The sequence below is a fragment of the Leclercia sp. AS011 genome, assembly GCF_037152535.1.
Taxonomy (GTDB): domain Bacteria; phylum Pseudomonadota; class Gammaproteobacteria; order Enterobacterales; family Enterobacteriaceae; genus Enterobacter.
The window spans coordinates 1,122,299-1,146,393 of record NZ_JBBCMA010000001.1; the positions used below are offsets into that span (position 1 = coordinate 1,122,299).

19 protein-coding genes are annotated in these 24,095 nt (G+C 58.9%); 9 read left to right on the top strand and 10 right to left on the bottom strand.

Annotation, left to right across the window (positions count from 1 at the left end; all coding sequences use genetic code 11):
• Window positions 1-67: 67 nt before the first annotated feature.
• From WFO70_RS05230 to WFO70_RS05240, 3 genes are read right to left on the bottom strand one after another with little or no spacing between them, the layout of a single operon-like run.
• Complete coding sequence (locus WFO70_RS05230) at window positions 68-2,230, bottom strand: virulence factor SrfC family protein (RefSeq protein WP_337014978.1); 2,163 nt, start codon at window positions 2,228-2,230, stop codon at window positions 68-70.
• Window positions 2,227-5,208: a virulence factor SrfB gene (locus WFO70_RS05235; RefSeq protein ID WP_337016619.1), complete on the bottom strand. Its 2,982-nt coding sequence runs from the start codon at window positions 5,206-5,208 to the stop codon at window positions 2,227-2,229. Before WFO70_RS05235 ends, WFO70_RS05230 begins: the two co-directional genes overlap by 4 nt.
• A gap of 4 nt (window positions 5,209-5,212) precedes the next feature.
• Window positions 5,213-6,553 carry an SrfA family protein gene (locus WFO70_RS05240; RefSeq protein WP_337014979.1) on the bottom strand — a complete coding sequence of 447 codons (1,341 nt, stop codon included), beginning with the start codon at window positions 6,551-6,553 and terminating at the stop codon, window positions 5,213-5,215.
• A 281-nt stretch (window positions 6,554-6,834) separates the two neighbouring features.
• On the opposite strand from WFO70_RS05240, the gene WFO70_RS05245 reads away from it, so the two are divergent.
• From WFO70_RS05245 to WFO70_RS05260, 4 genes are all read left to right on the top strand, one after another.
• Window positions 6,835-8,433, top strand: coding sequence for an ABC transporter substrate-binding protein (locus WFO70_RS05245; protein ID WP_337014980.1), 1,599 nt, complete (start codon window positions 6,835-6,837; stop codon window positions 8,431-8,433).
• Window positions 8,434-8,529: 96 nt separating this feature from the next.
• The gene (locus WFO70_RS05250; RefSeq protein WP_337014981.1) at window positions 8,530-8,763 is read left to right on the top strand and encodes a YdcY family protein; all 234 of its coding nucleotides are present in this window, start codon (window positions 8,530-8,532) and stop codon (window positions 8,761-8,763) included.
• Between the two features lie 763 nt (window positions 8,764-9,526).
• Complete coding sequence (locus tag WFO70_RS05255) at window positions 9,527-9,841, top strand: hypothetical protein (protein ID WP_337014982.1); 315 nt, start codon at window positions 9,527-9,529, stop codon at window positions 9,839-9,841.
• A 64-nt stretch (window positions 9,842-9,905) separates the two neighbouring features.
• Complete coding sequence (locus WFO70_RS05260; protein ID WP_337014983.1) at window positions 9,906-10,241, top strand: hypothetical protein; 336 nt, start codon at window positions 9,906-9,908, stop codon at window positions 10,239-10,241.
• A gap of 687 nt (window positions 10,242-10,928) precedes the next feature.
• Here the strand turns inward: WFO70_RS05260 and WFO70_RS05265 are convergent.
• Window positions 10,929-11,378: a DMT family transporter gene (locus WFO70_RS05265; RefSeq protein ID WP_337014984.1), complete on the bottom strand. Its 450-nt coding sequence runs from the start codon at window positions 11,376-11,378 to the stop codon at window positions 10,929-10,931.
• Window positions 11,375-11,893, bottom strand: coding sequence for a GNAT family N-acetyltransferase (locus WFO70_RS05270; RefSeq protein WP_337014985.1), 519 nt, complete (start codon window positions 11,891-11,893; stop codon window positions 11,375-11,377). Before WFO70_RS05270 ends, WFO70_RS05265 begins: the two co-directional genes overlap by 4 nt.
• A 152-nt stretch (window positions 11,894-12,045) precedes the next feature.
• Between WFO70_RS05270 and WFO70_RS05275 the strand changes: the two genes are divergently transcribed.
• From WFO70_RS05275 to WFO70_RS05285, 3 genes are all read left to right on the top strand, one after another.
• Window positions 12,046-12,621 (top strand): helix-turn-helix domain-containing protein, encoded by a 576-nt coding sequence (locus WFO70_RS05275; protein WP_337014986.1) that lies wholly within the window; start codon window positions 12,046-12,048, stop codon window positions 12,619-12,621.
• A 65-nt stretch (window positions 12,622-12,686) separates the two neighbouring features.
• Window positions 12,687-13,727: an NADP-dependent oxidoreductase gene (locus WFO70_RS05280; protein WP_337014987.1), complete on the top strand. Its 1,041-nt coding sequence runs from the start codon at window positions 12,687-12,689 to the stop codon at window positions 13,725-13,727.
• Between the two features lie 252 nt (window positions 13,728-13,979).
• A complete protein-coding gene (locus WFO70_RS05285; RefSeq protein ID WP_337014988.1) occupies window positions 13,980-14,648 on the top strand; it encodes a GntR family transcriptional regulator in 669 nt (222 codons plus the stop codon).
• Between the two features lie 151 nt (window positions 14,649-14,799).
• On the opposite strand, the gene pqqU is transcribed toward WFO70_RS05285, so the two are convergent.
• On the bottom strand, window positions 14,800-16,914 hold the full coding sequence (pqqU, locus tag WFO70_RS05290) for a TonB-dependent receptor PqqU (protein ID WP_337014989.1): 2,115 nt from the start codon (window positions 16,912-16,914) through the stop codon (window positions 14,800-14,802).
• A gap of 264 nt (window positions 16,915-17,178) precedes the next feature.
• Here pqqU and yncE point away from each other — a divergent pair, with 264 nt between their 5' ends.
• Window positions 17,179-18,240, top strand: a complete 1,062-nt coding sequence (gene yncE, locus WFO70_RS05295) for a 7-bladed beta-propeller protein YncE (protein ID WP_337014990.1) — start codon at window positions 17,179-17,181, stop codon at window positions 18,238-18,240.
• Between the two features lie 111 nt (window positions 18,241-18,351).
• On the opposite strand, the gene ansP is transcribed toward yncE, so the two are convergent.
• Both ansP and WFO70_RS05305 read right to left on the bottom strand, forming a co-directional pair.
• The gene (gene ansP / locus WFO70_RS05300; RefSeq protein ID WP_337014991.1) at window positions 18,352-19,848 is read right to left on the bottom strand and encodes an L-asparagine permease; all 1,497 of its coding nucleotides are present in this window, start codon (window positions 19,846-19,848) and stop codon (window positions 18,352-18,354) included.
• A 302-nt stretch (window positions 19,849-20,150) separates the two neighbouring features.
• Entirely contained in the window at window positions 20,151-21,056 is a 906-nt protein-coding gene (locus WFO70_RS05305) for a LysR family transcriptional regulator (protein WP_337014992.1), read from the bottom strand.
• 111 nt (window positions 21,057-21,167) lie between these two features.
• On the opposite strand from WFO70_RS05305, the gene WFO70_RS05310 reads away from it, so the two are divergent.
• On the top strand, window positions 21,168-21,566 hold the full coding sequence (locus tag WFO70_RS05310) for a (R)-mandelonitrile lyase (protein WP_337014993.1): 399 nt from the start codon (window positions 21,168-21,170) through the stop codon (window positions 21,564-21,566).
• On the opposite strand, the gene WFO70_RS05315 is transcribed toward WFO70_RS05310, so the two are convergent.
• Window positions 21,538-22,845 carry an HdeD family acid-resistance protein gene (locus tag WFO70_RS05315; protein ID WP_337014994.1) on the bottom strand — a complete coding sequence of 436 codons (1,308 nt, stop codon included), beginning with the start codon at window positions 22,843-22,845 and terminating at the stop codon, window positions 21,538-21,540. The genes WFO70_RS05310 and WFO70_RS05315 overlap by 29 nt on opposite strands.
• A 2-nt stretch (window positions 22,846-22,847) precedes the next feature.
• Window positions 22,848-24,095 carry an MASE1 domain-containing protein gene (locus tag WFO70_RS05320; protein WP_337014995.1) on the bottom strand — a complete coding sequence of 416 codons (1,248 nt, stop codon included), beginning with the start codon at window positions 24,093-24,095 and terminating at the stop codon, window positions 22,848-22,850.

The window sequence follows — 24,095 nt, forward strand, 5'->3', positions numbered from 1 at the left end:
CACCTTATCCGGCCTACAAACTGCTCTGACCCTAGGCCTGATAAGCGTAGCGCCATCAGGCCTCTTTTCAGGCGAGCAAACCCTGCAACGCCTGACGATCGTCCATGGTCATATCATGCGGATGCTGATACCCGATGTTATCGATCGCCTGGGTGTACAACGCCACCAGCCAGTCATACACATAGGCCGTGGCCGCATGCACCGGCTGTTCGCCCAGACGGGTCAGGCGCGGGGCGCTGCTGGTGACCGTTGGCGTGACAAATACCGGCTGACCCTTGCGGATCCGGCTGGCCGGGCGCTCAGCGGCGGGCGTCTGTGCGTAACCCACCCAACCCACAAAGTTACCCAGCGCGGCATGTAGCTGCGCGGCGCTGCTCTTATCGGTATCGACAATCTTTTTCAGCTGAGCAAGCAGGTTCAGACGGTAGCTGGCGATCACCAGCACATCGCTAATCTGCTGCAGCACCGCATTGTCCAGACCCAGACGGCTGGCGACAGCTTCATCGCGGCTCCACTGGCGCAGGTGATTCACCCACACCTGATGGGCGAGACGGGCTTTGTCCGTCGGCTGCCAGATCTCGTCCGTATCCTGGGCGCTGTCGGCAAACAGATCGATGGCGTCGGTAAACAGGCCGTTGACCTGCTCTTCGCGCGGCTGTTGCACGGCGAGCAGCGTTTCAAAGGCGCGCAGCGGCGGGAGTAACCCTTCCAGCAGCTCCCCGTGACGGGCGGCGCTCCCCTGCAGGGCGCGCACCATCGCTTCCGCGGCACTGCGCTGGGCGGCAGGATCCTGCGTTAATGGCGTCAGATACCCCTGCATCAGCTGATGCAGGTCGCGCTGATGACGCTGGCGTAAGGCCAGCAGACGCGTCTGGCGCTGGGATGGCAGGGTCGCCTGCGACAGCCACTCGATCACCCGCTGCATACTGCTGCTGTCCAGCGCCTGCAGGGTGCCCCAGTGCTGACCGGGTTTGCCGAGCAGCTGCTGCACCGCTTCGTCGAGATTGATCCGGCGGGTAAAGCGCGCATCCTGTGGGGTAATGGCCCACACCAGCCCCGGCAGAGCAGCGTCGTTGCCCGGCTGGGTTTCTTTCACCCAGTTAAGCAGCGTTTTTGCGGTCTTTGCCGTCTGACCATGGTGGGCAGTGGCGTTGCAGATCACCAGCACGTCAGGCTGGAGATGCTGGCGATAGTGTTCCAGCAGCCACTGCTGTTTGGCCTGGGCCAGAGGCAGATCCGGCTGGGCCGACGGGGCCGGAATATCAATGATATCCACCCCGGCCAGGGCGCTGTTTTCGACCGGCAGGATCAGCTCCCGGGTCAGCAGGGCCAGCACGTCCAGCGGAATGCTGATGGCGTTCATAAGCTCGCCGTTGTGCAGCGGATGCAGCACCGCCTGCTGCACGTCCGGCAGGGCGATATCCCCCCGGGTGAGGAACCCTTCGGTCGGCAGGCCAAAATTATCCACCAGCAGGCTCAGCGGCGCGGCCAGTTCTGGCGCGTGACTGGTCTGGTGCAGAATATGCGCCAGCTTCAGCCACTGCTGGGTCAGCTCCTGCTGTTCGCCCCACAGCAGCGACCAGACGCTGGCGCGGGTGCTCAGATCCAGCGACGGCAGCAGCAGGGCAAACTGATGCCACAGGGCGTCGTCCATCTGCTGCTGTGCAGCAGGTACCGTATCGCGCCAGTAGTCGGCGATGGTGCCCACGTCGGCGGGGGTGATCCCCGGGACGCTCTGGGGCTGACGCAGGGCGCGCCACTTCTCCAGGCGGGCTTCAATCACGGTTTTGTCCACCGCCGGCAGCGTGGCGCGAACCAGGAAGACCTGCACCAGCTCGGCCTCGGTGAGCAGGCTCAGACGCAGCGGAAAGGCGTCGTCAGCGACCTCTGCCGCGTTCGGGGTAAAGCGCAGCGCCATGTTGGTCAGGGCGTGGCCCGGGTTGATATGCGAAAAATAGTCAAAGGTCCGCTGGCCGACAATCACGTTCATCCGCTGGTTGTCGCTGCCGCACAGGGTGGCGAGCAGGTGGGCCTTCGCCGCCTGGGCGTGACCATACAACCCGATGGTGCTCCCCGCGCTCAGCGCTCGCGCAATGGCGTGCTCCCGCGCGTCGGCCACTGCCAGTCTCGCCAGCAGGGCGTCGGCGTCGTTGTCGAGGATCGGGGCGTGCTGGCGCGTTGTGTTGATCCACCCGATTAACGCCTGAGTTGTGGTCGTCGTGGCTGTCATTTCAGGTATACGCTCCCGCTGTCGATCCAGTAGTGGCTGCCGCTGTGTCGGCGGTCGGCCAGGGTATTCAGTTTAAAGGTCAAGGCATCGGGCGGCACCGGCGTGCCGTCCTGCAGCCAGGCATCGCTCAGCTCAAAGGCCTCCGGGCCATCCTGTTTATTGCCGCCGCACAGCTTCAGGCGCACGTTCAGCACCCCGTCTCCGGCGATGGATTTCGCCAGCTCCGCCGAGTTAATGCTCAGCGTATAGAGCGGGGTGGCAGGCCAGCGGGCGTTCGCCAGCTGCCGGAAGCCGAGAGTCACGTTGCCGCGCAGCGGGAAGTGCAGACGAGTGTCGAGCTTCGCGCCCGGCTTGTCGAGGTCGATATCCTGATACCACACGTTCTCGTCGCGCAGGGTGTTAACGGTGTTATCCAGCACGCCCAGGTAGCGCACGGTGGAGTAGGCTCCGATATCCGCCGCCTTAAAGTTAAAGCGCGGCAGGCGCAGATCCAGCGCCAGGCTACAGAGCATCGCCCCGACCGCCGCGGTGGATTTCGGGTTGCCGATGCGCCCCTGCTGGCTAAACGGATACCACTCATGCACCCGGTACTTATCCAGCCACACCATCCGGCTGACCGGCACCGGCTGCAGGTGGCGGATCAGCGCCTGGACGCCCGGCAGACAGCCCGGACGGCCAGTGATCAGCAGAATATCGCAGGCATAGTGGGAAATGGCTTCCGCCACCGCGTGCAGCGGCGCGGCGAGGGTGAAGTGCCCGGCCAGCATCGCATCCTGCATCTCGCGGAAGTTAACGTGCAGCGGCACGGCAAACAGGTCGAACGGCTCCGACCCCGCAGGCAGGGCGTGTTCGATGGCCTGCTGGAGATAGTTCATCACGTTGCGGGTCGGCCTGCGGGTCAGCAGATCGCCAAAGGTGGCGTGCAGCCCGTCGAGCGGATCGTCGATATCGCTGGTTTCCCAGGCGGCGAGGATCGCATGACCAATCGGCATAAACAGCTGTAGTGCCGTCTGCTGGCGCAGCACCGCCTGGGTGTCGATGCGCCCGGAGTCGCCAAACAGCGAGGCCATCAGCAGCGAGGCGTCGGCAATGCCGGATTTCTGTAGCTGCGTTTGCAGGGCAGGCAGGACGTAACGCTGGATCACATCCAGCAGGGTGTCGTCGCCCGCTACCTTAAAGCCTTCGCGGAACAGCAGCTGCGGGGTGATTTTGACGTTGCTGCCGGAGCCATCGTCGAGCTGGTAATGGGTGATCGCCATATCGGTTGTGCCGCCGCCAATATCCAGCGAGGCCACGCGCAGGGCGCGGCCTGGGGCACAGCCTGGCTCCGGGTCACGATCCGGGCGGGCCACGGCGGCGAAGAAGGCTTCGGTCTGGCCGTTGTAATGGGAGATGGCTTCGTTATAGAGCCACACCAGCTGGCCGCAGCTGGCTTCGTCCCACTCCATCTGGATCTCCGGCACCGGCACCACGCTCTTCTCCTGCTGCTTGCGGCTGGAGAAGTCGTCATCCTGCGGGTGCCAGCCCATCGCTTTCCAGACGATGGCGATGGCTTCGAACATGCGGCGGCGGAAGATCTCCCGCTCCTGCTTGGGCATCGCCGAGGGCAGGGTGAGGATCAGGGTGCGCAGCTGGCGCGGTGAGGCCGGGAAGCCGAGACGCAGACGGGTGGCTACGCTGTTGATTTGCCCCAGCGCTTGCGCCAGCAGCTCGCAGAGCATATGGGTCATCAGGGTGCTGCGGCTGTACTGCGGCGAAAAGACCGGCAGACGCTCATCCTGTGGCAGGGTGAACAGCGGCTGGCCGTCATCGTTCATCAGGTTCATCAGCGGGAAAGCGGTCGCCAGCGGCTCGCGCTGGGTTTTGCTGTTCATCTGGCTGAAGCGCCAGTCCTGCACCACCGGGGTTTCATCCCACAGGTAGCGGCGCGGGCTGGAGATACCGCTGTTGCCTTCGGTGCCCAGACGCTGGGTGGCCAGCTTCCGCGCTTCGTCGCCGACGCGCACGATGGACGGCCAGACAAAGGCGTCTTCACGACCGCTCTCCACCGAGAAGTGCTGCTTGCCGAAACGGGCTTCGGAAAACTCCAGACGGCTGGTAAACAGCGGCTCGTTGAGGAACTGCGGTTCGCTCAGGGAGCGCACCTGCAATTCAGCGGTCTGGCGCAGGCCGTCGTTGGCATCGCCGTGGTCTTCGATGATCACCCCGCAGGTGTGGGTGTTGCCCACGTCGAGGATCAGATCCACCGGGATCGCCGGGGTGCTGAGGGTGTGGGTGACGAATTTCACTTCCGGCACCGTCAGCTGTTCGCCCAGCATCGCCATAATGTTCAGCCAGTGCGCCTGGTACTCAAAGTTACGCATCGCCAGCTGGAGATCGCGCTCGGCGCGGTTCTCCACGCCCGCGGCGTACTGGGTGAAGGCCTCACGCAGCCAGCCGTCGATCCAGGTCTGGTCGAGGAAGTTCGCCACCTCGTCATCGCGCCAGGCCAGCGCGAAGCGGGTGCCGTTGAGAATGTCGTTCTCCACCGGCGACAGGGGGCTGGTGGCGTGGGCGGCAATCTGGCTGTCCAGCGCCAGGGTCACCCGGTGGCTGTTCCCGGCGTTGTCCGGGGTCTCCAGCTTGCGCACCTGCACCCGGGCCCAGTTATCCGGGCCTTCAACAAAGGTACGCGGCGGGTTAAAGCGTAAAAACGGCACCGGCAGCCAGACGCCGTCCAGCACCGCCAGCGACTGCTGGAGCAAAATGGTGCTTTCGGGTTTGACCACTTCCGGCTGACCACCGCCCGCAGCTGGCAGGGTATAGCGGCCATTCACCAGATCAAAATCCAGGCGCAGCAGCGGGCCATTGGCGGTTTTACGCACGAAGCGTCCGCTCTGGGCGGAGTCCTGCGGCGTCAGGCCAAAATCGAGAAACTGAACGCCACTGTTGGCAATCAGGGTGACGCTCTGTTTGTAGTCGCAAAGGTTTACCAGCATAGGATCACGCACCTGCCTTCCTGAATGTCATTGGAACCACGGTTTTCGCGTCGTAGCGCGCGCTGCATTCTGCCACGTCGTTGGTGCCCGCTTTGCAGGTAATTTCCGGCATCGGGTAGCGGGAGCCGTCGGCGCAGCGGGCGTTGCCGCGGGTTTTAATCAGCAGCTCGCCGTTGCTGTGCAGCCCGGAGAAGACCTCCGCGCGGCAGACCACGTTGTCGCCGTGAACGACACGGGCCGTACCTTTATTGTTCTGGATCTGATAACGCAGTGACGGTGGCTTGCCGGTGATTGGATCGGTCACCTCCAGCATCACCCGCCAGCTGCCGTTAAGAAAACGGGTGGAACCGGACTTCACCTGACCGGCCTCCATCACCATTGCCTCTTTCGGGATCGCGGTTATCACCACCGGTTCAGCGGCGACCGGGGCCGGTGCTTTCACGGCGGCCACTTCCGCCTGGTGCAGCGGTAAATTCAGCGGCAGAGGTTCCACGGCGGCAACCGGTTTTGGCGCAATCGCCACCGGCGCGGCGGCGGCGACTTTTGCCGGTTCAACGGTGGCAGGCTGCTTCGGCCACAACAGCGGGGCGGCCACGGCGGCAACCACCACGGCAGCGACCGGCATCGCCCACAGCGGCACGCGACGTTTTTTCACGGCGACCATTACCGGGGCGGGCTCTGGCTCGGGCTCGCTGGCGGTCATTACCGGGGCGGGGTGCGCCTCGTACAGATCGTCGGCGGTGATATGCACCGTCGCCGGGGCGGCAACCAGCGGTTCATCGGCTTTTTCAAACACGATGGCCGGTTCTGGCTCGGGCTCGGATTCAGGCTCAACAACCGGGGCGGGCATCGGGACCGGCAGCAGGGAGGCGCGCAGGCAGTCGAGAATATCCTCACGGGCATTTTCATTGAGGTTCACAAAACCCCAGAAGGTGATCACCGGCTTGCCGTCAACCAGGAACAGGAAGTTTTCGCCGGGGAACTGAAACGCTTTAGACAGCAGGGAACCAAACAGCTGCTGGGCGGTTTTTGGCGACTGGAGCGATTTCTTGCTCAGGGATCCCACGCTGGACAGGGTGCTTTCCAGCAGGCGCAGCGCCCGGAAGCGCGCATCGTCGTCGGCGGCTTTCCAGCTGGTCACCACGCCTTCAACAGGCGAGTACCAGTCTACCCGGTCGCCTTCATCGTTGACCTGCGGGATCGCCAGACAATCGACGATAGACTGCTGTTTACGCAGGCGCAGGGCCTCGCGGATTTGCAATGCTGATTCAAATACGGCCTGTCCGCCGCCGCCAACGGCCTGAAAATCATCCAGATTGCCGCTGCGTAAAAGGGTTTTTGCCACGATTTGGTCCCATAGACTTTTTCACGCGTCTACTTTACGAAATCTGTCGGCAAGCAAACGGCAGAAGAGACGGCAAAAGGGGCGATTTCTTACAGCATTGAGGACGCGGAAAGTGCTTGACGCAGAATGTCCCTTAAGGCAAATCACTGTCCCGGAACGGGTGGAAAAATCAGCGGAAATAACTGCTTTAGAATAACCTGATAGTGTTTCGTTATTTGCCAGGGGAAGAGGGGTGTGCTGTTATTACTGTTCTTTATAATAAATCCAAACAGGTAATAACCATGTCTACAGGGAAAACTCTTCTCGCGCTGGCATTAAGCGCGCTGTTGCCGGCAGGGGCCGCATGGGCGGCTAATAACGATACCATTATTTACTGCTCAGAGGCCTCGCCTGAGTCGTTTAACCCGCAGATCGCCAGCTCCGGCCCGACCTTTGTCGCCAGTTCTCAGGTGCTGTATAACCGCCTGATCAACTTCGACCCGGTGAAGAACACCCCGGTACCGTCGCTGGCGGAATCCTGGACCATCTCTCCGGATGGCAAAACTTATACCTTTACCCTGCGCAAAGGGGTGAAGTTCAACAGCAATAAATTCTTTAAACCGACCCGCGACTTTAATGCCGATGACGTTATTTTCTCGGTGATGCGTCAGAAAGACCCTAAGCATCCGTATCACAACGTCTCCCAGGGTAACTATGAATACTTTAATGACGTCGGCCTGGATAAACTGATCCAGGAGGTGAAGAAGGTGGATGATACCCACGTCCAGTTTGTGCTGAGCGAACCGAACGCCGCGTTCCTCGCCGACTGGGGGATGGACTTCGCCTCGATCCTCTCTGCGGAATATGCCGACGCGATGCTGAAGAAAGGCACCCCGGAGAACGTCGATACCTGGCCGATCGGTACGGGTCCTTACGTGCTCCAGCAGTATAAAACCGACTCGCAGATCCGCTATCTGGCGAACCCGAACTACTGGGATGGCGCGGTGCCAACCAAACACCTGATCTTCTCCATCACCCCGAACGTCGAAACCCGCCTGGCGAAGCTGCAAACCAACGAGTGCCAGATCATTCCTGCGCCATCGCCGGTACAGTTTGACGTGATCAAGAAGAACAAAGATTTGACCCTGCACTCGGTGGATGCGCTTAACGTCGGCTATCTGGCGTTTAATACCGAGAAAAAGCCGTTTGATAACGTGCTGGTGCGTCAGGCGCTGAACTATGCCACCGATAAAAATGCCATCATCAATGCGGTGTTTATGGGCTCCGGCACGGTAGCAAAATCGCCGATCCCACCGAACATGATGGGCTTTAATAAAGACCTGAAGGACTACGGCTACGATCCGGAAAAAGCGAAAGCACTGCTGAAGCAGGCCGGGCTGGAGCAGGGGGCGGAAGTGACGCTGTGGTCGATGCCGGTGCAGCGCCCGTATAACCCGAACTCGCGCCGCATTGCCGAGATGATCCAGAACGACTGGGCCAAGGTGGGGATCAAGGCGAAGATTGTGTCCTACGAGTGGGGCGAGTATCTCTCCGGTATGCGCAAAGGCGAACACGACAGCGCGCTGTTTGGCTGGATGTCCGATAACGGCGACCCGGATAACTTCGCCGACGTGCTGCTGGGCTGCGACAGTATCAAGACTGGCTCCAATGCTGCACGCTGGTGCGACAAGGGCTATGATGACCTGGTCCAGAAAGCGAAGCTGACCAGCGATCAGGCTGCCCGCGCGAAGCTTTACAGCCAGGCGCAGGAGATCTTCTATCAGCAGGCCCCGTGGATTGCGCTGGCGAACGGCAAAACCTTCTACGCCACCCGCAGCAACGTCAGCGGGTACAGCGTGAGCCTGATGGGAAGCGACTTCTCGAAGGCGAAGCTCAATTGATCGAGTGCCGGGTGGCGGCTTTGCCTTACCCGGCCTGAACATGCACCCTGGGCCCGGCAAGCGTAGCACCGCCGGGCAAACTGAAAAGGAGTGACAATGTCACATCTGGATGAAGTTATCGCCCGCGTTGATGCCGCGGTGGCGGAAAGCGTGATTAGCCATATGAACGAACTGCTGATCGAATTAAGCGAAGACGCCGAATTAAGTCGGGAAGATCGCTATACCCAGCAGCAGCGCCTGCGTACGACCATTGCCCATCATGGCAAACACTATAAAGAGGAGCAGGAAGCCCGCGAGGAGAGCCTGACTAAAGGCGGGGTGATCCTCTGACTTCAGAATGAGCGCCTTGCCACCAGTACCATATGTTTGTTCTTTAACTTCAATAGCATGGCTCCATGTTTCGGGGAGCCTCACTTTCCTGTCTGCCTAAAAAATAATCCTGCTTTTTCATTGCGATTAAAAGCGTTTTGGGGAAAAACAATCATGCTTTTTTTGCTCGATTGCTTACCTCAACTCAATGTCATTTGCCTACAGGCAATTACACGCCCTTATTGAAAACTCCATCCAGTTAGCGCCGTATAGAGCGGTGAATTGCCCCGACGATGAATGCCAGATGATGAGAGCGTTAGGCAGCCCGGAAAGTTACCAGATAAGGATATCTTACAGAGAGAAAGTAAGGCTAAAACAGGTCTTCTGGCGAGTGAAGCGCATCGACAAATAGCGATAGTTGCATGACCAGCGTGAGCTCATGCTGGATGCGGAGCAAAAGGCGTTTCTTGAGGAGATGCGTTCTCTCAAGTTTGTATCCTCCAGAGGTACTCACACCGAAAACAGTTCGCCCAGAATGAGGGTGGAATTATGTCCCGCATCGTCGAGCGATTCAACAACCCAGCACTGAAAGACACCGCGTTCGCGAACCTCGCAGCCGTTGCATCCCGCGCTATTACATCAGCGTCAGCCAGACCTTTAACCTGGCATTGGTGCGCCGAACAACCTGGCGAACGGAGGGGTAGACCCACGCCTACCGTCTGGAACTGACTTGCCAGGGCACACTGCCGGTGGCCATCACCTTCACGATCAGGAAAACAGGCCGATGAATATTGCCGATAAAAAAGCCGCAGCTCTCGCTGCAGCTGCTGCACGCTCAAAAGCACTTCCCCGCCTGACCAGCTCGGCCAGTACCAGTAACCAGAGCGAAGTAACCCAATATCTGCAGAACCTTTACCAGCTCCCGAAGTTAAACACGCCACCCAATATGAAGTCCTGCGCCCGGCTGCTGCAGATTGAGCTCAGCAAGGTAGCGGAGAGTCAGTCCATCATGCTGATGGTCTGGGAGAAGTTTCAGGCGCAGAAGATGGAAATAGCGCAGCTAAAGCAAGAGCTAATATTGTTACAAAGCACGCAATGATCAGAGAGCACTCAGCAAGCCCGCGCAAAATGCGCGGGTTTTTTTATTGGCTAAGGAAATTAAAATGAAGTTTCAAAAAATAATTTTTGGCGTGGGATTGGTTGCGGTCATGGTTTCTTTGTCTGGTTGCGTGGTTGCGCCAGAGAATTACAGCAACGTTGAGCTTATCCAGTGTGCGCAGCGCGGTAAGGTGTTTATGCGCCATGACTCATTTGGGTTGTGCGGTGAAGAGTTGGCTACACGATTAAATGCTGGCAAGGTCACACAGAATGACTTGGTTGCTGGTGGTATGGGTACTGATGCGGCCATTGCAAGGATTCAGGCTTCCGGTAATGTCGCGGCCGCCGCGGTTGTGGCTAATGGGTTGCAGAATCAGTCTATTGGGGTGCATCGTGACTAAATACCTTATCGGCATGCTAATTGTGCTCATGACCTCTTCGGCGTTCGCCTGCCCCAAAGGCCAACATCCCCACGGAGGAACGGGAAGCCACCATAAAGGAGGGTATTGCTCTTATGAACAGTAAGGCCCTGCTATTACTTCCAGCTGTGCTGATTTTTCCTTTGGTGGGTCACGCGGAGATGGGGTGCACATCAAAGGATGGGGAGCAGTATATTCTTGACATGACTCTCGGCCCGCAAACTATCGAGGTTAATAGCGATTTTTTTGAATTACAGTCAGTGAGGGTTCAAAATGATGGTTCAAAGAAGATGACTTACGCTCAGAAGTATACTAGTGCGTCAAGGGTCACACTGGTTACGAAAGATGGCTATTATCCGCTTTTGGTTAGGGGTGGGAAATCTTACCCGTGCCAATAGTAAGTAGTTGAGTATCGGACAATCCCCCTCGGGGGATTTTTAAAGATGATCGCGAGCTGCTTACGTTCTACGAACAGCACTCACTTTTCGGTCGCCTTTACAATTCTCACGATCTGGATGTGCGAATGTTGTGGGGTCACAAAACAGGGAAAATGTCAGAACTATATCCTGGCGATCGCGCTGACGATTCGCAGATATTCTCCCTGTAGTTTTGGTGGGAGGGGGGAGGGATTTTGGATAAACATCAATTTTCCTAATATTCAATTATTTATCAAAAAGAACGCCTTGCCACCAGCCAGGCGCCAATCACCAGCAGCACCGCGCCGCACACCGGGCCGATCAGCGCCCTCAGCGGCACCCCCTGGCTGCGCACCACGTCCATCACCAGACCGCCAATCAGCTGGCTAGCGACCAGCACCGCGATAGTCGTTGCCGCACCGACGTACTGATAGCCGCTGATGCTGGCAAAGACAAAAAACGAGCCCAGCAATCCGGGGATCAAGGTCCACCATCTCACCGTATGCACCAGCTCGCTGAACCCGGCGACGCCGTTTTTAATCAGCAGGATCGACACAAACAGCACAATCCCCACCAGCGAGTTAAGCAGCATGGCGATCAGAATGGTGCTTGAGGTCTGGGTGATACGTACCATGAGGGTGTTCTGCACCACCAGGCCAATGCCTGCCGCCACCAGAAACACCAGCGTCAGCGACTGATTCATCCGATGGCATCCGGGTCGGTGCGCTCGTCGAGCTGCAATTGCATAAAGGTCAGGTCCAGCCAGCGGCCAAACTTGGTGCCTACCTGCGGCATCTGGCCGGTGGTGACAAAGCCCAGGGTCTGATGCAGATGAATAGAGGCGCTGTTCTGCGCTTCAATCCCCGCCACCATCACATGTTTACCGATGCGCTTTGCCTCTTCGATCAGGGCCTTCATCAGCGCCCGGCCAATGCCTTTACCCTGATGCGCCGGATGAACGTACACCGAGTGCTCTACCGTGTGACGAAAACCGTCAAAGGCACGCCAGTCACCGAACGAGGCGTAGCCTGTCACCACGCCATCTTCCTCGCTGACCAGCACCGGATAGCCCATCAGCTGACGTGCTTCGAACCAGGCGATACGGTTATCGGTATCGACAGTGGCGTCGTTCCAGATCGCGGCGGTGTGCAGTACCGCGTGGTTGTATATTTCACCGATGGCGGCGCAGTCCTCTTTACAGGCGTGACGAATAATCATGGTGGATCCTCTGGCTGTGGCTGTTCACTATAGTGGTACGTTTCGTCACAATATTACACAAAGCAACTGGCATAACGCTACGGCATAAGCCATATCTTTTCGTTATGAAAAAAGCACGTTGTAATCCATTACTTTCACTATAGTATTACGGGATGAATACTATGCCAGACGATATAAATCAACGGATCAGCCACCGCATCCGGCTGGAGCGCGAGTCCCGCGGCTGGTCCTTGAGTGAACTGGCGGAACGCGCCGGGGTCTCACGGGCGATGATTCACAAAATTGAACGCGCAGAGAGCAGCCCGACGGCCACGTTGCTGGCCCGGCTCTCCGGCGCGTTTGGCATCAGCATGTCTACCCTTATCGCGCGCGCTGAACTGCAGGAGGGCAAGCTGTTGCGCTTTGCCAACCAGCCGGTGTGGCGCGATCCGCAGACCCAGTATCTGCGTCGTCACGTGTCGCCGCGTTCCGATCTGCCCATCGACATGGTGCAGGTTGAATTGCCCGGCGGCAGCGACGTACCGATGCCTGCCTCTTCTTATGCTCTCGCCCGCCAGCTGATCTGGCTGCAGTCCGGCGAGCTGGTGTTTCTGGAAGGGGAGACCCGCCACGAAATGCACGCTGGCGATTGTCTGGAACTCGGCCCGCCTAACGACTGCCGGTTTATCAACGAGAGCCGCGAGCCCTGCGTCTATCTGGTCGTCAGGCTGAACCAGTCAGGCTCGTAATGTCAAAGCAGACAGGGGAAGATGCGGCTAGTCTCTAAGGACGTTTGTCTAAACAGGAGTAAGGTATGAGTCAATCTTCAACGCAGAATCGTCAATGGGTTCTGGCTTCTCGTCCTCATGGCGCACCTACCGCTGAAAACTTTCGCTTAGAAAACACCTCTGTTCCCGAGCCTGCCGACGGTCAGCTTCTGCTGCGCACCGTCTGGCTGTCGCTCGATCCCTATATGCGCGGTCGCATGAGCGATGCGCCGTCCTACTCGCCGCCGGTAGAACTCGGTGCGGTGATGGTGGGCGGCACCGTCAGCCGCGTGGAGAAGTCGAACCATCCTGATTATCAACCCGGTGAATGGGTGCTGGGCTACAGCGGCTGGCAGGACTATGAGGTTTCGGATGGCACCGGGCTGGTCAAACTGGGCGCTAACCCTGAACACCCCTCCTGGTCGCTAGGCGTGCTGGGGATGCCCGGCTTCACCGCCTATATGGGCCTGCTCGACATTGGCCAGCCGAAAGCGGGTGAGACCCTGGTGGTGGCAGCGGCTACCGGTCCGGTGGGAGCCACCGTCGGGCAGATTGGCAAGCTGAAAGGCTGCAGGGTGGTGGGCGTTGCCGGCGGTGCGGAGAAGTGCCGCCACGCCGTCGAGGTGCTGGGCTTCGATCGCTGTGTGGATCACCACGCCGCAGATTTTGCCGAACAGCTTAAACAGGCGTGTCCGCAGGGCATTGATATTTATTACGAAAACGTCGGCGGGAAGGTATTTGATGCGGTCCTGCCGCTGCTGAACACCGCGGCACGCGTCCCGGTGTGCGGCCTGGTCAGCGGATACAACGCCACCGACCTGCCGCCAGGGCCGGATCGCCTTGGGCTGCTGATGGGCACCATCCTGAAAAAGCGCATCCGCATGCAGGGCTTTATCATCAACCAGGACTATGGTTATCGCATCGAAGAGTTTCAGCAGGAGATGGGCGTGTGGGTCCGGGAGGGCAAAATCCACTACCGTGAGCAGGTCACGGACGGGCTGGAAAACGCCCCTGAGGCGCTGATCGGCCTGCTGGAGGGAAAAAACTTCGGTAAAGTCGTGATACGTGTCGCGAACAATAACTTATAGTACCGGCTATGGCGGATTATTCCGCCATAATTAGCTGGGCAAAACCCGAAATAACGTCTTTAATTATACCTACATAGATTCATCCAGTCGTCCTATACACAATGAGGTACACGAATTAACCAATTTATTTTGGTGCGATGAGGTGCTTTTTTAAAAAGTGAATCAGGCATGAAGATACAGGATATATCCAATCCGCAGCGGTTCTTTTATCACTGTGGAATATAAGTTAAGTGTTGGTTACAGGAATTGAACATGCTGGATTTGGACAATTTAGAAAAGGCTCAACGAATGAGCCTGACGATGCAGGTTGAGGTGAGTCTGAAAGGTGCCCTGATAGCAGGGGCCCTGAAGCCAGGCGCACGGCTCGTCACTAAAGAGATTGCGGATAAGTTAGGTACCAGTATCACTCCTGTTCGTGAAGCGCTGCTGCGGTTGGTCTCCGCTGGCGCGCTGCACGCTACCCCGGCGCAAGCGTTTCTGGTGCCGGAAGTCTCGCTTGAGCGTTACAACGAAGTCAATGCCATCCGTAAGGAGCTTGAGTGCATGGCCGTTGCCGCCGCCTGCGAGCAGATGTCTGACGAGCGGATCGCCACGCTGCGTACCCTCTCTGACAATTTTCATGATGCGATGAGCAACGGCGAAGTCGAGCGCGCGCTTCATGCTAACCGGGCGTTTCGCTTTACGCTGTATCACTATGCGGATATGCCCACCCTGATGGCGCTGATTGAGCAGCTGTGGGTGCGTATCGGGCCCTGTTTTAACTGTCTGTACGATCCGGACATTGTGCTGCCGTCCCGCTCTTATCGCTATGAGGAGTTACTGACGGCGCTGGAGCAGGGCGATAAAGAGGCCAGCCGCGCGGCGATTGATAAAGTCATTGACGAGGCGAATGGGATATTGATTAAGCAGTTTTTACCTTAATTTACGTAAACAAGCGAAGCGGTAATATCCCTGAATATCTCCTCTTATTATTTCCGGCAACAATTGTGCTGCCGGGTAAATAATTACCTGTGCAACATAATTACGCAGAGGACATTAAAAACCCGGCAGCCTGAGCTGCCGGGTTTTTTTATCACTCGAAGCGATACGAGACGGAAAGGCCGACCCCGTAATTACGCCCTGGTGCCGGTTCGTAGTAACGCCCGTTGGATTCGTTGACGATAACCGAGCCGACATACTCTTTGTCGAACAGGTTATCCACGCGACCAAAGACGTCCATGCCCCAGTTGCCGAGGTTCAGCTTATAACCGGTGTTCAGACCCACCAGGGTATAAGAGGGCGCTTTGGCCGTGTTTTCGTCATCGGCCTCGATGTCGCTCATGTAACGCACATCTGAACCCGCATACCAGCCCTCTTCAGGCTGCCAGCCAAAGGAGGCATAGCCCATGTTGCGCGCAATGCCCGGCATCCGGTTGCCGTTACAGTCCGCAGCGCCGCAAACGTTAGTGCGGTAGGTCGCATCCAGATACGTCCACGCCATCTTCAGCTTCCAGTTCTCGGCAAACTGCTGATCAAGTGAGAGCTCCACGCCCTGACGTCGGGTTTTCCCGGCATTTTTATAGCTGGTGCGACCGCCTGAGCTGGCATCGACGACAATCTCATCATCGGTATCGGTGCGGAACAGCGCCGCGGTGAACAGGCCGTTACCGACTCGCGTTTTGCTCCCCACTTCATAGGTATTGTTGGTCGACGGCTTGAGGCCGAAGTTCAGGCCGCTCTGGTTATCGGTCCGGTAGGAGAGTTCGTTGATGGTCGGGGTCTCAAAACCACGGCCCGCCGCGGCATAGACGTTCCAGGCGTCGGTGATGCGGTACTTCAGCGCGCCAGCCGGGAGCCATTTGTGGTAGCTGGCCTCGCCGCTGTCATCGCCGTTTGCCCCATGCACATAGTGGTCGTTCGAATCGAACCACACGGAGCTGTAGCGCACGCCCGCGTCCAGCGAGAGTTTATCCGTCAGCTGCCAGTTGGTTTGCAGGTAGGGATCGACGTTCCACATCAGGTTGCGCTCATCGCGGCGTTTCGCCCCTTTGACGCCATAATCCGGCACGCCGTTGTTCATCACGTAGTTTTCATATCCGCGACGATCTTCGCTCAGGTTTTCGTAATTCAGACCGGTGGTGAAGGTCATCGGCACCAGCAGCTCCCCGCGATGGGTCCAGCGGGTGTCGATCCCCTGGTAGTGGCGCTGCATGTCGATCACGCCGCCCGCGTGGGTCGGACGAAGCTGGGGCTGATACGGGATCGACTGGTACTGGGTCATCTCACGTTCACCGGCGTAGGCCATCACGCTGAGGTCGTCCTGCGCGCTCAGCTGACGCTCATAGCGCAGGCCCGCCTGGGTCTGCTTGATGGTTTTCCGGGTATTGTACTGATCCCCACGCGGAGACTGACGCGGGTTATCCCGCCACTCCTGATAGTCCAGTCCGCCGGGATCGTTGGCTTTCATGTCCACGCTGTTGAAAATCAGCGTCAGCTTGCTGACATCGTCGATGCGCACGCCCAGTTTGGCGTTGGCGAGGTTTTTCCGCGCGCCGCTGTGATCGCGATAGCCGTGGGTGGTGAAGCGGGTGGTGGAGACGGTGTAATCCACATCGCCAGGCTGGGTGCCGTCGCCCATCGCGCCGGTGGCCTTCATGCCGTAGCGCCAGCTGCCGTAGCTACCGTAGTAGCTGCTGGCCTCGACGGTGGTGGGCTGACGGCCGGTTTCGGTAGTCATGTTAACCACGCCGCCCGAGGCGTTGCCGTACAGGGCCGAGAAGGGCCCGCGCAGCACTTCAACGCTCTCAAGGCTGTTGATATCGATATTCGAGGTCTGCCCCTGACCGTCCGGCATGGTGGCTGGAATTCCGTCGACATACAGGCGAATGCCGCGCACCCCAAAGGTGGAGCGCGCGCCAAAACCGCGGGTTGAGAGCTGGAGATCCTGGGCATAGTTCTGCCGGTTCTGGATCTGCAGCCCCGGCACGCTGCCAAGGGATTCGGAGAGGTTAATGCGCGGCGTGGCCTGGCGCATATCGTCGCCGTTGACCACGCTGACCGCCGCCGGGGTATCCAGCTCAGAGAGCGTTTGCGGCGACGCACTGACGATCATGGTTTGCTCTTCGGCCGCCAGGGCGGCGACGGGCGTAAAAATAACAGGAACCAACAGCAGGGGAAGCGAAGCCTGACGGGCAGAAATGATTTTCATGGATAAAAGCCGGTTAAGGGAATGACGAACCAAATGGAACATGTGCCTGTATGGTAAATCTTTTGTAAATGTTTTGAAAACCATAACAGCACATAGCGTTAACCAAAGTGTAGGTTAATTCGGCGGATCGTCGTCTGGCGATCAAGAATTACTCCACATTGCGATAAATAATGATTACTATTCTCATCAAGAATCAGGCGAAGCCATGACTTTGCCAGCCGGAAGCGATGTCAGCGATACCATTTACGTTAAAAGGGAGTTGTTATGAATTTACGTCACCTGTGCTCGCCGCGCCTGCGGGGCTCACTGCTGTTAGGTTCTCTGCTGGTCGCCGGGACCTTTAATGTTCATGCCGCGGAAGAGATGCTGCGTAAAGCGGTTGGTAAAGGCGCGTATGAGATGGCCGTCAGCCAGCAGGAGAACGCCCTGTGGGTGGCCACCACCCAGAGCCGGAAAACTGATAAGGGCGGGGTGGTTTATCGTCTCGACCCTGTGACGCTGGAAGTGACGCAGGCGATTCATAGCGATCTGAAGCCTTTTGGCGCGACCATCAACAACGCCACCCAGACCCTGTGGTTTGGTAACACCACCAACAGCGCGGTGACCGCGATTGACGCGAAGACCGGCGACGTGAAGGGCCGTCTGGTGCTGGATGACCGCCAGCGTAGCGAAACCGTCAAACCACTGCAGCCGCGCGAGCTGGTGGCGGATGACACCACCAACACCGTCTACATCACCGGTATCGGTAAAGAGAGCGTGATTTGGGTTGTGGACGGCGAAACCCTGAAGCTGAAAGAGACCATTACCGGCACCGGCAAGTTCAGCACCGGCCTGGCGCTGGATGCGCAGGCGAAACGCCTGTACACCACCAACGGCGACGGTGAGCTGCTGACTATCGACACCGCGAACCACAAAATCATCGAGCGTAAAAAGCTGCAGGACGACGGGAAAGAGCACTTCTACCTGAACCTGAGCCTCGACGTGAAGGGCCAGCGCGCGTTCATTACCGACTCAAAACAGCCGGAAGTGCTGGTGATCTCCCTGAAAGACGGCAGCGTGCTGAGCAAAGTGGCGGCACCGGAATCTCTGGCGGTGCTGTTCAACCCGGCACGTAATGAAGCCTACGTGACTCACCGTGAAGCGGGCAAGGTGAGCGTGATTGACGCGAAAACCTATAAAGTGACGAAAACCCTCGACACCCCGACCTTCCCGAACAGCCTGGCGCTCTCCGCCGACGGTAAAACCCTGTTCGTGACGGTGAAGCAGAAGTCTTCCCGTCAGCAGGAAGCGACCCAGCCGGATGATGTGATCCGTATCGCGCTGTAAGGTTTGTGCCGGGCGGCGGCTGCGCCTTGCCCGGCCTACGGGTTTTGTAGGCCTGTGCAAGCGCAGCGCCGCCGGGCAAAAAAACGGTCACCGAGGTGACCGTTTTTGTTTTTATCTTGAGGTTTCCTCAACCAGCGGACCATCCCGCTTTGCATCGTCCGGATGAACCGGCGCGGTGCTGTGGATCTCATGCACGCGCTTACGCACGCCAAACCAGCCAACCACCAGCAGTACCGCCAGCAGCGGGATGGTAGCGATGGTGTAAGTCCCGTTCGGGTAGTCGAACGCCATCAGCACCAGCACGCTGAACAGGAACAGCAGGGTCAGCCAGGAGGTGACCGGTGCGCCCGGCATCTTGAAGCTCACGTCGGCCGCGGTGCCTTCTTTAATCGCTTTGCGCAGACGCATCTGGCACACCACGATAAAGGCCCAGGAGGCGATAATCCCCAGCGCCGCCACGTTCAGTACGATCTCAAACACCTGTGACGGCACCAGATAGTTCAGGAACACGCCAAAGACGTAGACCACCAGCGTTGCCAGAATGCCTGCATAAGGCACCTGCTGTTTGCTCATCTTCGACATAAACTTCGGCGCAGAACCGCCCATCGACATGGAGCGCAGTATACGGCCGGTTGAATACAGGCCGGAGTTGAGGCTGGAGAGCGCCGCAGTCAACACCACGATGTTCATGATGCTGCCCACGTAGGGCACGCCAAGCTTCGAGAAGAAGGTTACGAACGGACTCTGGCCCGCCTGATAGGCGTTCCACGGCAGGAGCAGAACCAGCAGCACCACGGAGCCCACGTAGAACAGACCGATACGCCAGATCACGCTGTTGATCGCCTTCGGTACCATGCTCTCGGGATCTTTACATTCGCCCGCCGCCGTACCGACCAGCTCGATGGAGGCAAAGGCGAACACTACGCCCTGGACCAGCACCAGGGCAGGCAGCAGACCGTGCGGGAAGAAACCGCCGTTATCGGTGATCAGGTGGAAGCCGGTCATGTTGCCGTCCAGCGGTTTGCCGCTGCCAAGGAACACCGTACCCACCACCAGGAAGATAACAATCGCCAGCACCTTAACCAGCGCAAACCAGAACTCCATCTCGGCGAACCACTTCACGCCGATCATGTTCATGGTGCCGACAATCGCCAGCGCGCCAAGGGCAAACACCCACTGCGGCACATCGCCGAACGCGCCCCAGTAGTGCATATACAGCGCGACTGCGGTGATATCGACGATCCCGGTCATCGCCCAGTTGACGAAGTACATCCAGCCTGCCACATAGGCGGCTTTTTCACCAAGGAACTCACGGGCGTAGGAGACGAAGCTGCCGCTGGACGGACGATGTAATACCAGTTCGCCAAGGGCACGGAGGATGAAGAAGGAGAAGATACCGCACACCAGATAGACCAGTGCGAGGGCCGGGCCAGCCATCTGCAGGCGGGCGCCTGCACCTAAAAACAGCCCCGTTCCGATAGCGCCGCCGATAGCGATCATCTGCACCTGACGGTTGCCCATCGCCTTGTGATAGCCCTCTTCGTGGGCGTTCAGCCAGCGACGTTTCGCAGCGTGATGATCGGCTGCGCTTTTATTGCTTGTTTTCATTGAGTTACCTGTTTACCTGTCTGAAACATGTTTCATGATGTCCTCTCCGGCAGGCTGCAATACAAACGATTGCTTTTGCGCGGAAATATGCTGCCTTTCCAGTCATTCTGCGTATGGATAAGGCAAAACATGGCGAAGCATCCTACCTGCAAATAGTAAGGGACGCAAAATATAACGGGCTGAAAGTGAGGTGGCTCTAAAGAATGGGTCGGAGCAGTGCTGTCGGGGGCTACAGGCTGTTGAGTCCGGTGTTTTTTTGAAACGGCTTTTCGCGTTTTAACCTCAATATCGATTAGTTTTGCTTAATTATTGCTCGATGGTAATACGCGCAGGGCGTCAACCAGCAGGGCGAAGGCGGTGGTGTGCTGGCGGCGGCTGGGGTAGAAGAGATGATAGCCGTCAAACGCCGGGCAGTACGCCTCCAGCACGCGCACCAGCCGCCCCTGGCTGACGGCCTCCTGCACGGTATCTTCCGGAACATAAGCGAGTCCCAGCCCGGCTTCGGCGGCGTCCAGCCGCTGGGGCAGATTATTGAGGGTTAACTGACCGTCCACCCGGACGCGAATCTCTCGCCCCTGAACGGTGAACTCCCAGGCATACAGCCCGCCGCGCGTCGGCAGCCGCATATTGATGCAGCGGTGATCCGCCAGCTGCTCAGGGGTTTGTGGCTCACCGTGGCGGACAAGATAGTCCGGAGAACCGACCACCGCCATCCGCATGTCCGGGGCAATTCGTACCGCGATCATATCTTTTGCCACCTGCTCGCCCAGGCGCACCCCGGCATCAAATCGCCCGTCGACGATGTCCGTCAGGCCGTTATCCACCGTCACTTCCACATGAATATCCGGATACTGAACCATAAAGGGTTTCAGCATCGGCCACAGCACCGCGGTCATCGCGTGTTCCCCGGCGGTGATGCGGATATTGCCCGCCGGTTTGTCGCGCATATCGCGCAGGGCGGTCAGCTCCTGCTCGATCTCCAGTAGGTGAGGGCTCAGGCGCGTGAACAGCTGTTCTCCCGCCTCGGTGGGGGCCACGCTGCGGGTGGTGCGGGTCAGGAGCCGCATATCGAGACGGGCTTCAAGGTTACGCATGGCATGGCTGAGGGCGGACTGCGATACGCCCAGCTGCGCTGCGGCGCGGGTAAAGCTGCGCTCCCGGGCGACCACCATAAACGACAGCAGGTCGTTAAAATTGTCTTTCAGCATCGCGGCGCTCCCCATATATGAATTTGGCTCATGGTTCCTTTCTGATTATGCACTCTAATCCTTGCCGTCTCCCTGCGCTACTGTTAACGCAACAGCAAACGAGGAGTCAGTATGAAAATTATCCGTAGTGGTTCATTACCATCCGTCCGTGGCCCTGAGGCCTGGTTCACCGGCACCGTGCGCATCGACGCCCCTTTCCAGGCCACCGAGCCGGCGAAAGTGGGCGGGGCGACCGTCACCTTTGAACCCGGCGCGCGCACCGCATGGCATACCCATCCGCTGGGCCAGACCCTGATCGTTACCCAGGGCCGGGGCTGGCTGCAGGAGTGGGGCAAAGCGCCCGAGGCGCTCAATCAGGGGGATATCGCGTGGATCCCGCCGGGAGTAAAACACTGGCACGGGGCCTGCGCGCAAACCGCGATGACCCATATCGCCATTGCGGAAGCGGTGAACGGCAGTCCGGTGGAGTGGCTGGAAAAGGTCACTGACGACCAGTATCCGCAGCCGTAAACCATCTCTTTTTAATCAGGGAGATCAGCGATACGTCGGTGGGATGAACCACCGCATGTAGCGCCCGGGTATAGTCCAGCACCAGCCCGGGCGTCCAGGCCATGTTGGTGGCGCGCTTGCGCAGTTGCGCGGCGATCCACAGCTCCGGAATAAACAGCAGCCGCATAAAGCCGCCCCGGGTACAGCGCTCTTTCAGGGCACCATCCATGGCGGCTTCGAGGGCATAGGCCACGCTGCTGGAGCAGTTGCGCCAGGTAAGGTTGTAGGTTTCGGTTTGCCGGTAGTGGCTCCAGAAACTGGTGAGGGATGCCGCATTAAAGGTGGAGAAGTGGATTTTGCGGTCGGACTCGCACCACATGGTGGCTTCAAAGCGATAATCCGGCTGATACTTGCCCGCCACGGTATTGGCTTCCACTGCCTTCAGCAGGTTGAAAAACTCCGACGGCGAGCGGTCGATCTCCGCCGCCGGGTAGAGGCTGATATAGAGCGTCGGCGGGAGTTCCAGCGCCGCATGGCCGGTGGAGATCACCCCGTTGGCATCGACGGCGGCGATGTAACGGTTGATCACCGGGCGCGGGAGCGTCTGTTGTTTTGCCGAACCTTCCGGGGTCCAGACGTGAACGATCAGCTGATTGCCCGGCGGGGTCTCATCCTCCTGCGGCAGCGCCTCGCCCGCGCCGATCCTCAGCGTCTGCGGGACGAGAATATCAAACACCGAGCGGCCATGGCGGACCTGACGCATCCGCAGGGAGAGGATCACCGACTGCAGCCCGCCGGTGAGCATCACCATACCGATAAACTGCGAGACGGTGCCGTCATGCTGTGTCGGAAAGGGCAGAAACAGGAAGATGGCAAACAGGATCTGGAGCACCCCGGAGAGCAGAGCGCGACGCCAGTGGGTAAAGCGCACCACCACCGCCGAGGCGATGGTGAACAGACCGGTAATGAAGTAGGCAATGCCAAAGACAATCGCCAGCGCCAGGGTGCCGTCGTGGCGACCCGATAAAATCAGAATGGCGATTAACAGAAATACGCCGCCCTTAAAGTAAAAAATCCCGCGCTGGGTGCCTTTGGCCGCCGAGCCCAGCGCCAGGGACACCAGGCTGTCGAGCAGCAGAAACAGGCCAAAAACATGGAGCGGGAAGTGCAGCCCGCCCTGTAAGCCATCAATAAATATGGCCAGCCCCAGCCCGCCCCAGAGCACTCCCGCCACCATAAAGAAGGGCGCGGCTTTGCGGACAAACGCCGCCCCGGCCAGCAAAAAGGCAATCTGCAACATGGTTAACCTTCCTCCTGCGGCGCGGACTGAAACAGGCTTGCCTTGTCTTCAGACCAGAATGCGACAATCACCGGGCGATCCCTGTCGCTCATCAGCAGCAGATTACGCTCGGCGATTGGGACTGGCAGCTGGCCTGGCAGCGCCAGGGTAAAACGAAATGCCTCTGACACGGGCTGGCCGTTGGCGACCGCCTGCCAGCGGGCGGCCATCTGCGCCTGCTGTTGCGGGTCGGGCACCCGGGCCAGCAGCGCTTCCCGGCTGGTGACAGAGGCTAACGCGGCGGCGAAGGCAGGGTCAGCAAGGGGATCCCAGATCAGGCTGCCCGTTTCAGGGTCGAGAGAGTAGGCCATCGCCCGGGGAGGAGGGTCGGCTGCGGTCTGTGTTTTCTGGGCGCGGATAAACACCAGCAGCAGGGCGGCGGCAGAGAGGTAGCATTGCGCCAGTAAAACCGACTCTTCCGCTGCCAGACGGGCGAAATAAAAGGGACCAGTTTCCCGCCAGGAGGCGTAGATCACCACCGCGCTAAAGAGGATAAACGCCACTGACGCCAGCCGATTGCCGCAGATCACGGTGGTCGCGGTGAGCAGAACCAGCGGCAGGCAGGCCAGGGCGTAAATCAGAGCAATGTTGTCGCTGCGGTCGGGCACGCCGTTAAAGATATACAGCGTTGCCAGCAGCACGGCAAACACCAGACATACGCCCGGGATTGACTCTCGCCGCGCCTCTTTATTGGACGAGGCCAGCAGCCCCATCAGCGGCGGGGTGACAAACAGCGTGCCGGTGACGTTGGCGCTCCAGACGATCCACAGCCACTGCATCTGCATGCTCCCGGCCAGCAGGGAGATCCAGCCGACCCCTGCCAGCGCCGCCAGCGCGCTGATGACAATCGTCGAGATAACCCAGGTGACGATTTTGTGCAGCCGGTCGTACCCCCGGGAAAAATCGCGCACGCACCAGGCGATGCCCAGGTGACTGGTCAGGGAAAACAGGGCCAGCACCAGCGAGACGTGCAGCGTATGCTGAAAAGTCATACCGAGGAACAGGCGGGCAAGAAAAAGGGTGATCCACAGCGCGAGCCACTGCTTTCGCGTGGTAATAAGGAAGGCGGTGACGGCCACCCCCGACGGTAGCCAGATAAAGGCTACCCGGCTTTCGGAGCCGTCGAGGAATAACGAGATCCAGCCCAGCAGATAGTAAAGCGCGCCCCAGGCGAGCAACGAGACCGATATCGTCAGTTTATCTGCTTTCAT

Bases quoted from the DNA above. Each gene is read 5' to 3' on its own strand.
- WFO70_RS05285 (WP_337014988.1), top strand. From the start codon at position 13,980: ATGCTGGATTTGGACAATTTAGAAAAGGCTCAACGAATGAGCCTGACG.
- WFO70_RS05255 (WP_337014982.1), top strand. From the start codon at position 9,527: ATGAATATTGCCGATAAAAAAGCCGCAGCTCTCGCTGCAGCTGCTGCA.
- WFO70_RS05265 (WP_337014984.1), bottom strand. From the start codon at position 11,378: ATGAATCAGTCGCTGACGCTGGTGTTTCTGGTGGCGGCAGGCATTGGC.
- WFO70_RS05245 (WP_337014980.1), top strand. From the start codon at position 6,835: ATGTCTACAGGGAAAACTCTTCTCGCGCTGGCATTAAGCGCGCTGTTG.
- pqqU (WP_337014989.1), bottom strand. From the start codon at position 16,914: ATGAAAATCATTTCTGCCCGTCAGGCTTCGCTTCCCCTGCTGTTGGTT.
- WFO70_RS05260 (WP_337014983.1), top strand. From the start codon at position 9,906: ATGAAGTTTCAAAAAATAATTTTTGGCGTGGGATTGGTTGCGGTCATG.
- WFO70_RS05235 (WP_337016619.1), bottom strand. From the start codon at position 5,208: ATGCTGGTAAACCTTTGCGACTACAAACAGAGCGTCACCCTGATTGCC.
- WFO70_RS05250 (WP_337014981.1), top strand. From the start codon at position 8,530: ATGTCACATCTGGATGAAGTTATCGCCCGCGTTGATGCCGCGGTGGCG.
- ansP (WP_337014991.1), bottom strand. From the start codon at position 19,848: ATGAAAACAAGCAATAAAAGCGCAGCCGATCATCACGCTGCGAAACGT.
- WFO70_RS05320 (WP_337014995.1), bottom strand. From the start codon at position 24,095: ATGAAAGCAGATAAACTGACGATATCGGTCTCGTTGCTCGCCTGGGGC.
- WFO70_RS05310 (WP_337014993.1), top strand. From the start codon at position 21,168: ATGAAAATTATCCGTAGTGGTTCATTACCATCCGTCCGTGGCCCTGAG.
- WFO70_RS05280 (WP_337014987.1), top strand. From the start codon at position 12,687: ATGAGTCAATCTTCAACGCAGAATCGTCAATGGGTTCTGGCTTCTCGT.
- WFO70_RS05305 (WP_337014992.1), bottom strand. From the start codon at position 21,056: ATGCTGAAAGACAATTTTAACGACCTGCTGTCGTTTATGGTGGTCGCC.
- WFO70_RS05270 (WP_337014985.1), bottom strand. From the start codon at position 11,893: ATGATTATTCGTCACGCCTGTAAAGAGGACTGCGCCGCCATCGGTGAA.
- WFO70_RS05275 (WP_337014986.1), top strand. From the start codon at position 12,046: ATGAATACTATGCCAGACGATATAAATCAACGGATCAGCCACCGCATC.
- yncE (WP_337014990.1), top strand. From the start codon at position 17,179: ATGAATTTACGTCACCTGTGCTCGCCGCGCCTGCGGGGCTCACTGCTG.
- WFO70_RS05230 (WP_337014978.1), bottom strand. From the start codon at position 2,230: ATGACAGCCACGACGACCACAACTCAGGCGTTAATCGGGTGGATCAAC.
- WFO70_RS05315 (WP_337014994.1), bottom strand. From the start codon at position 22,845: ATGTTGCAGATTGCCTTTTTGCTGGCCGGGGCGGCGTTTGTCCGCAAA.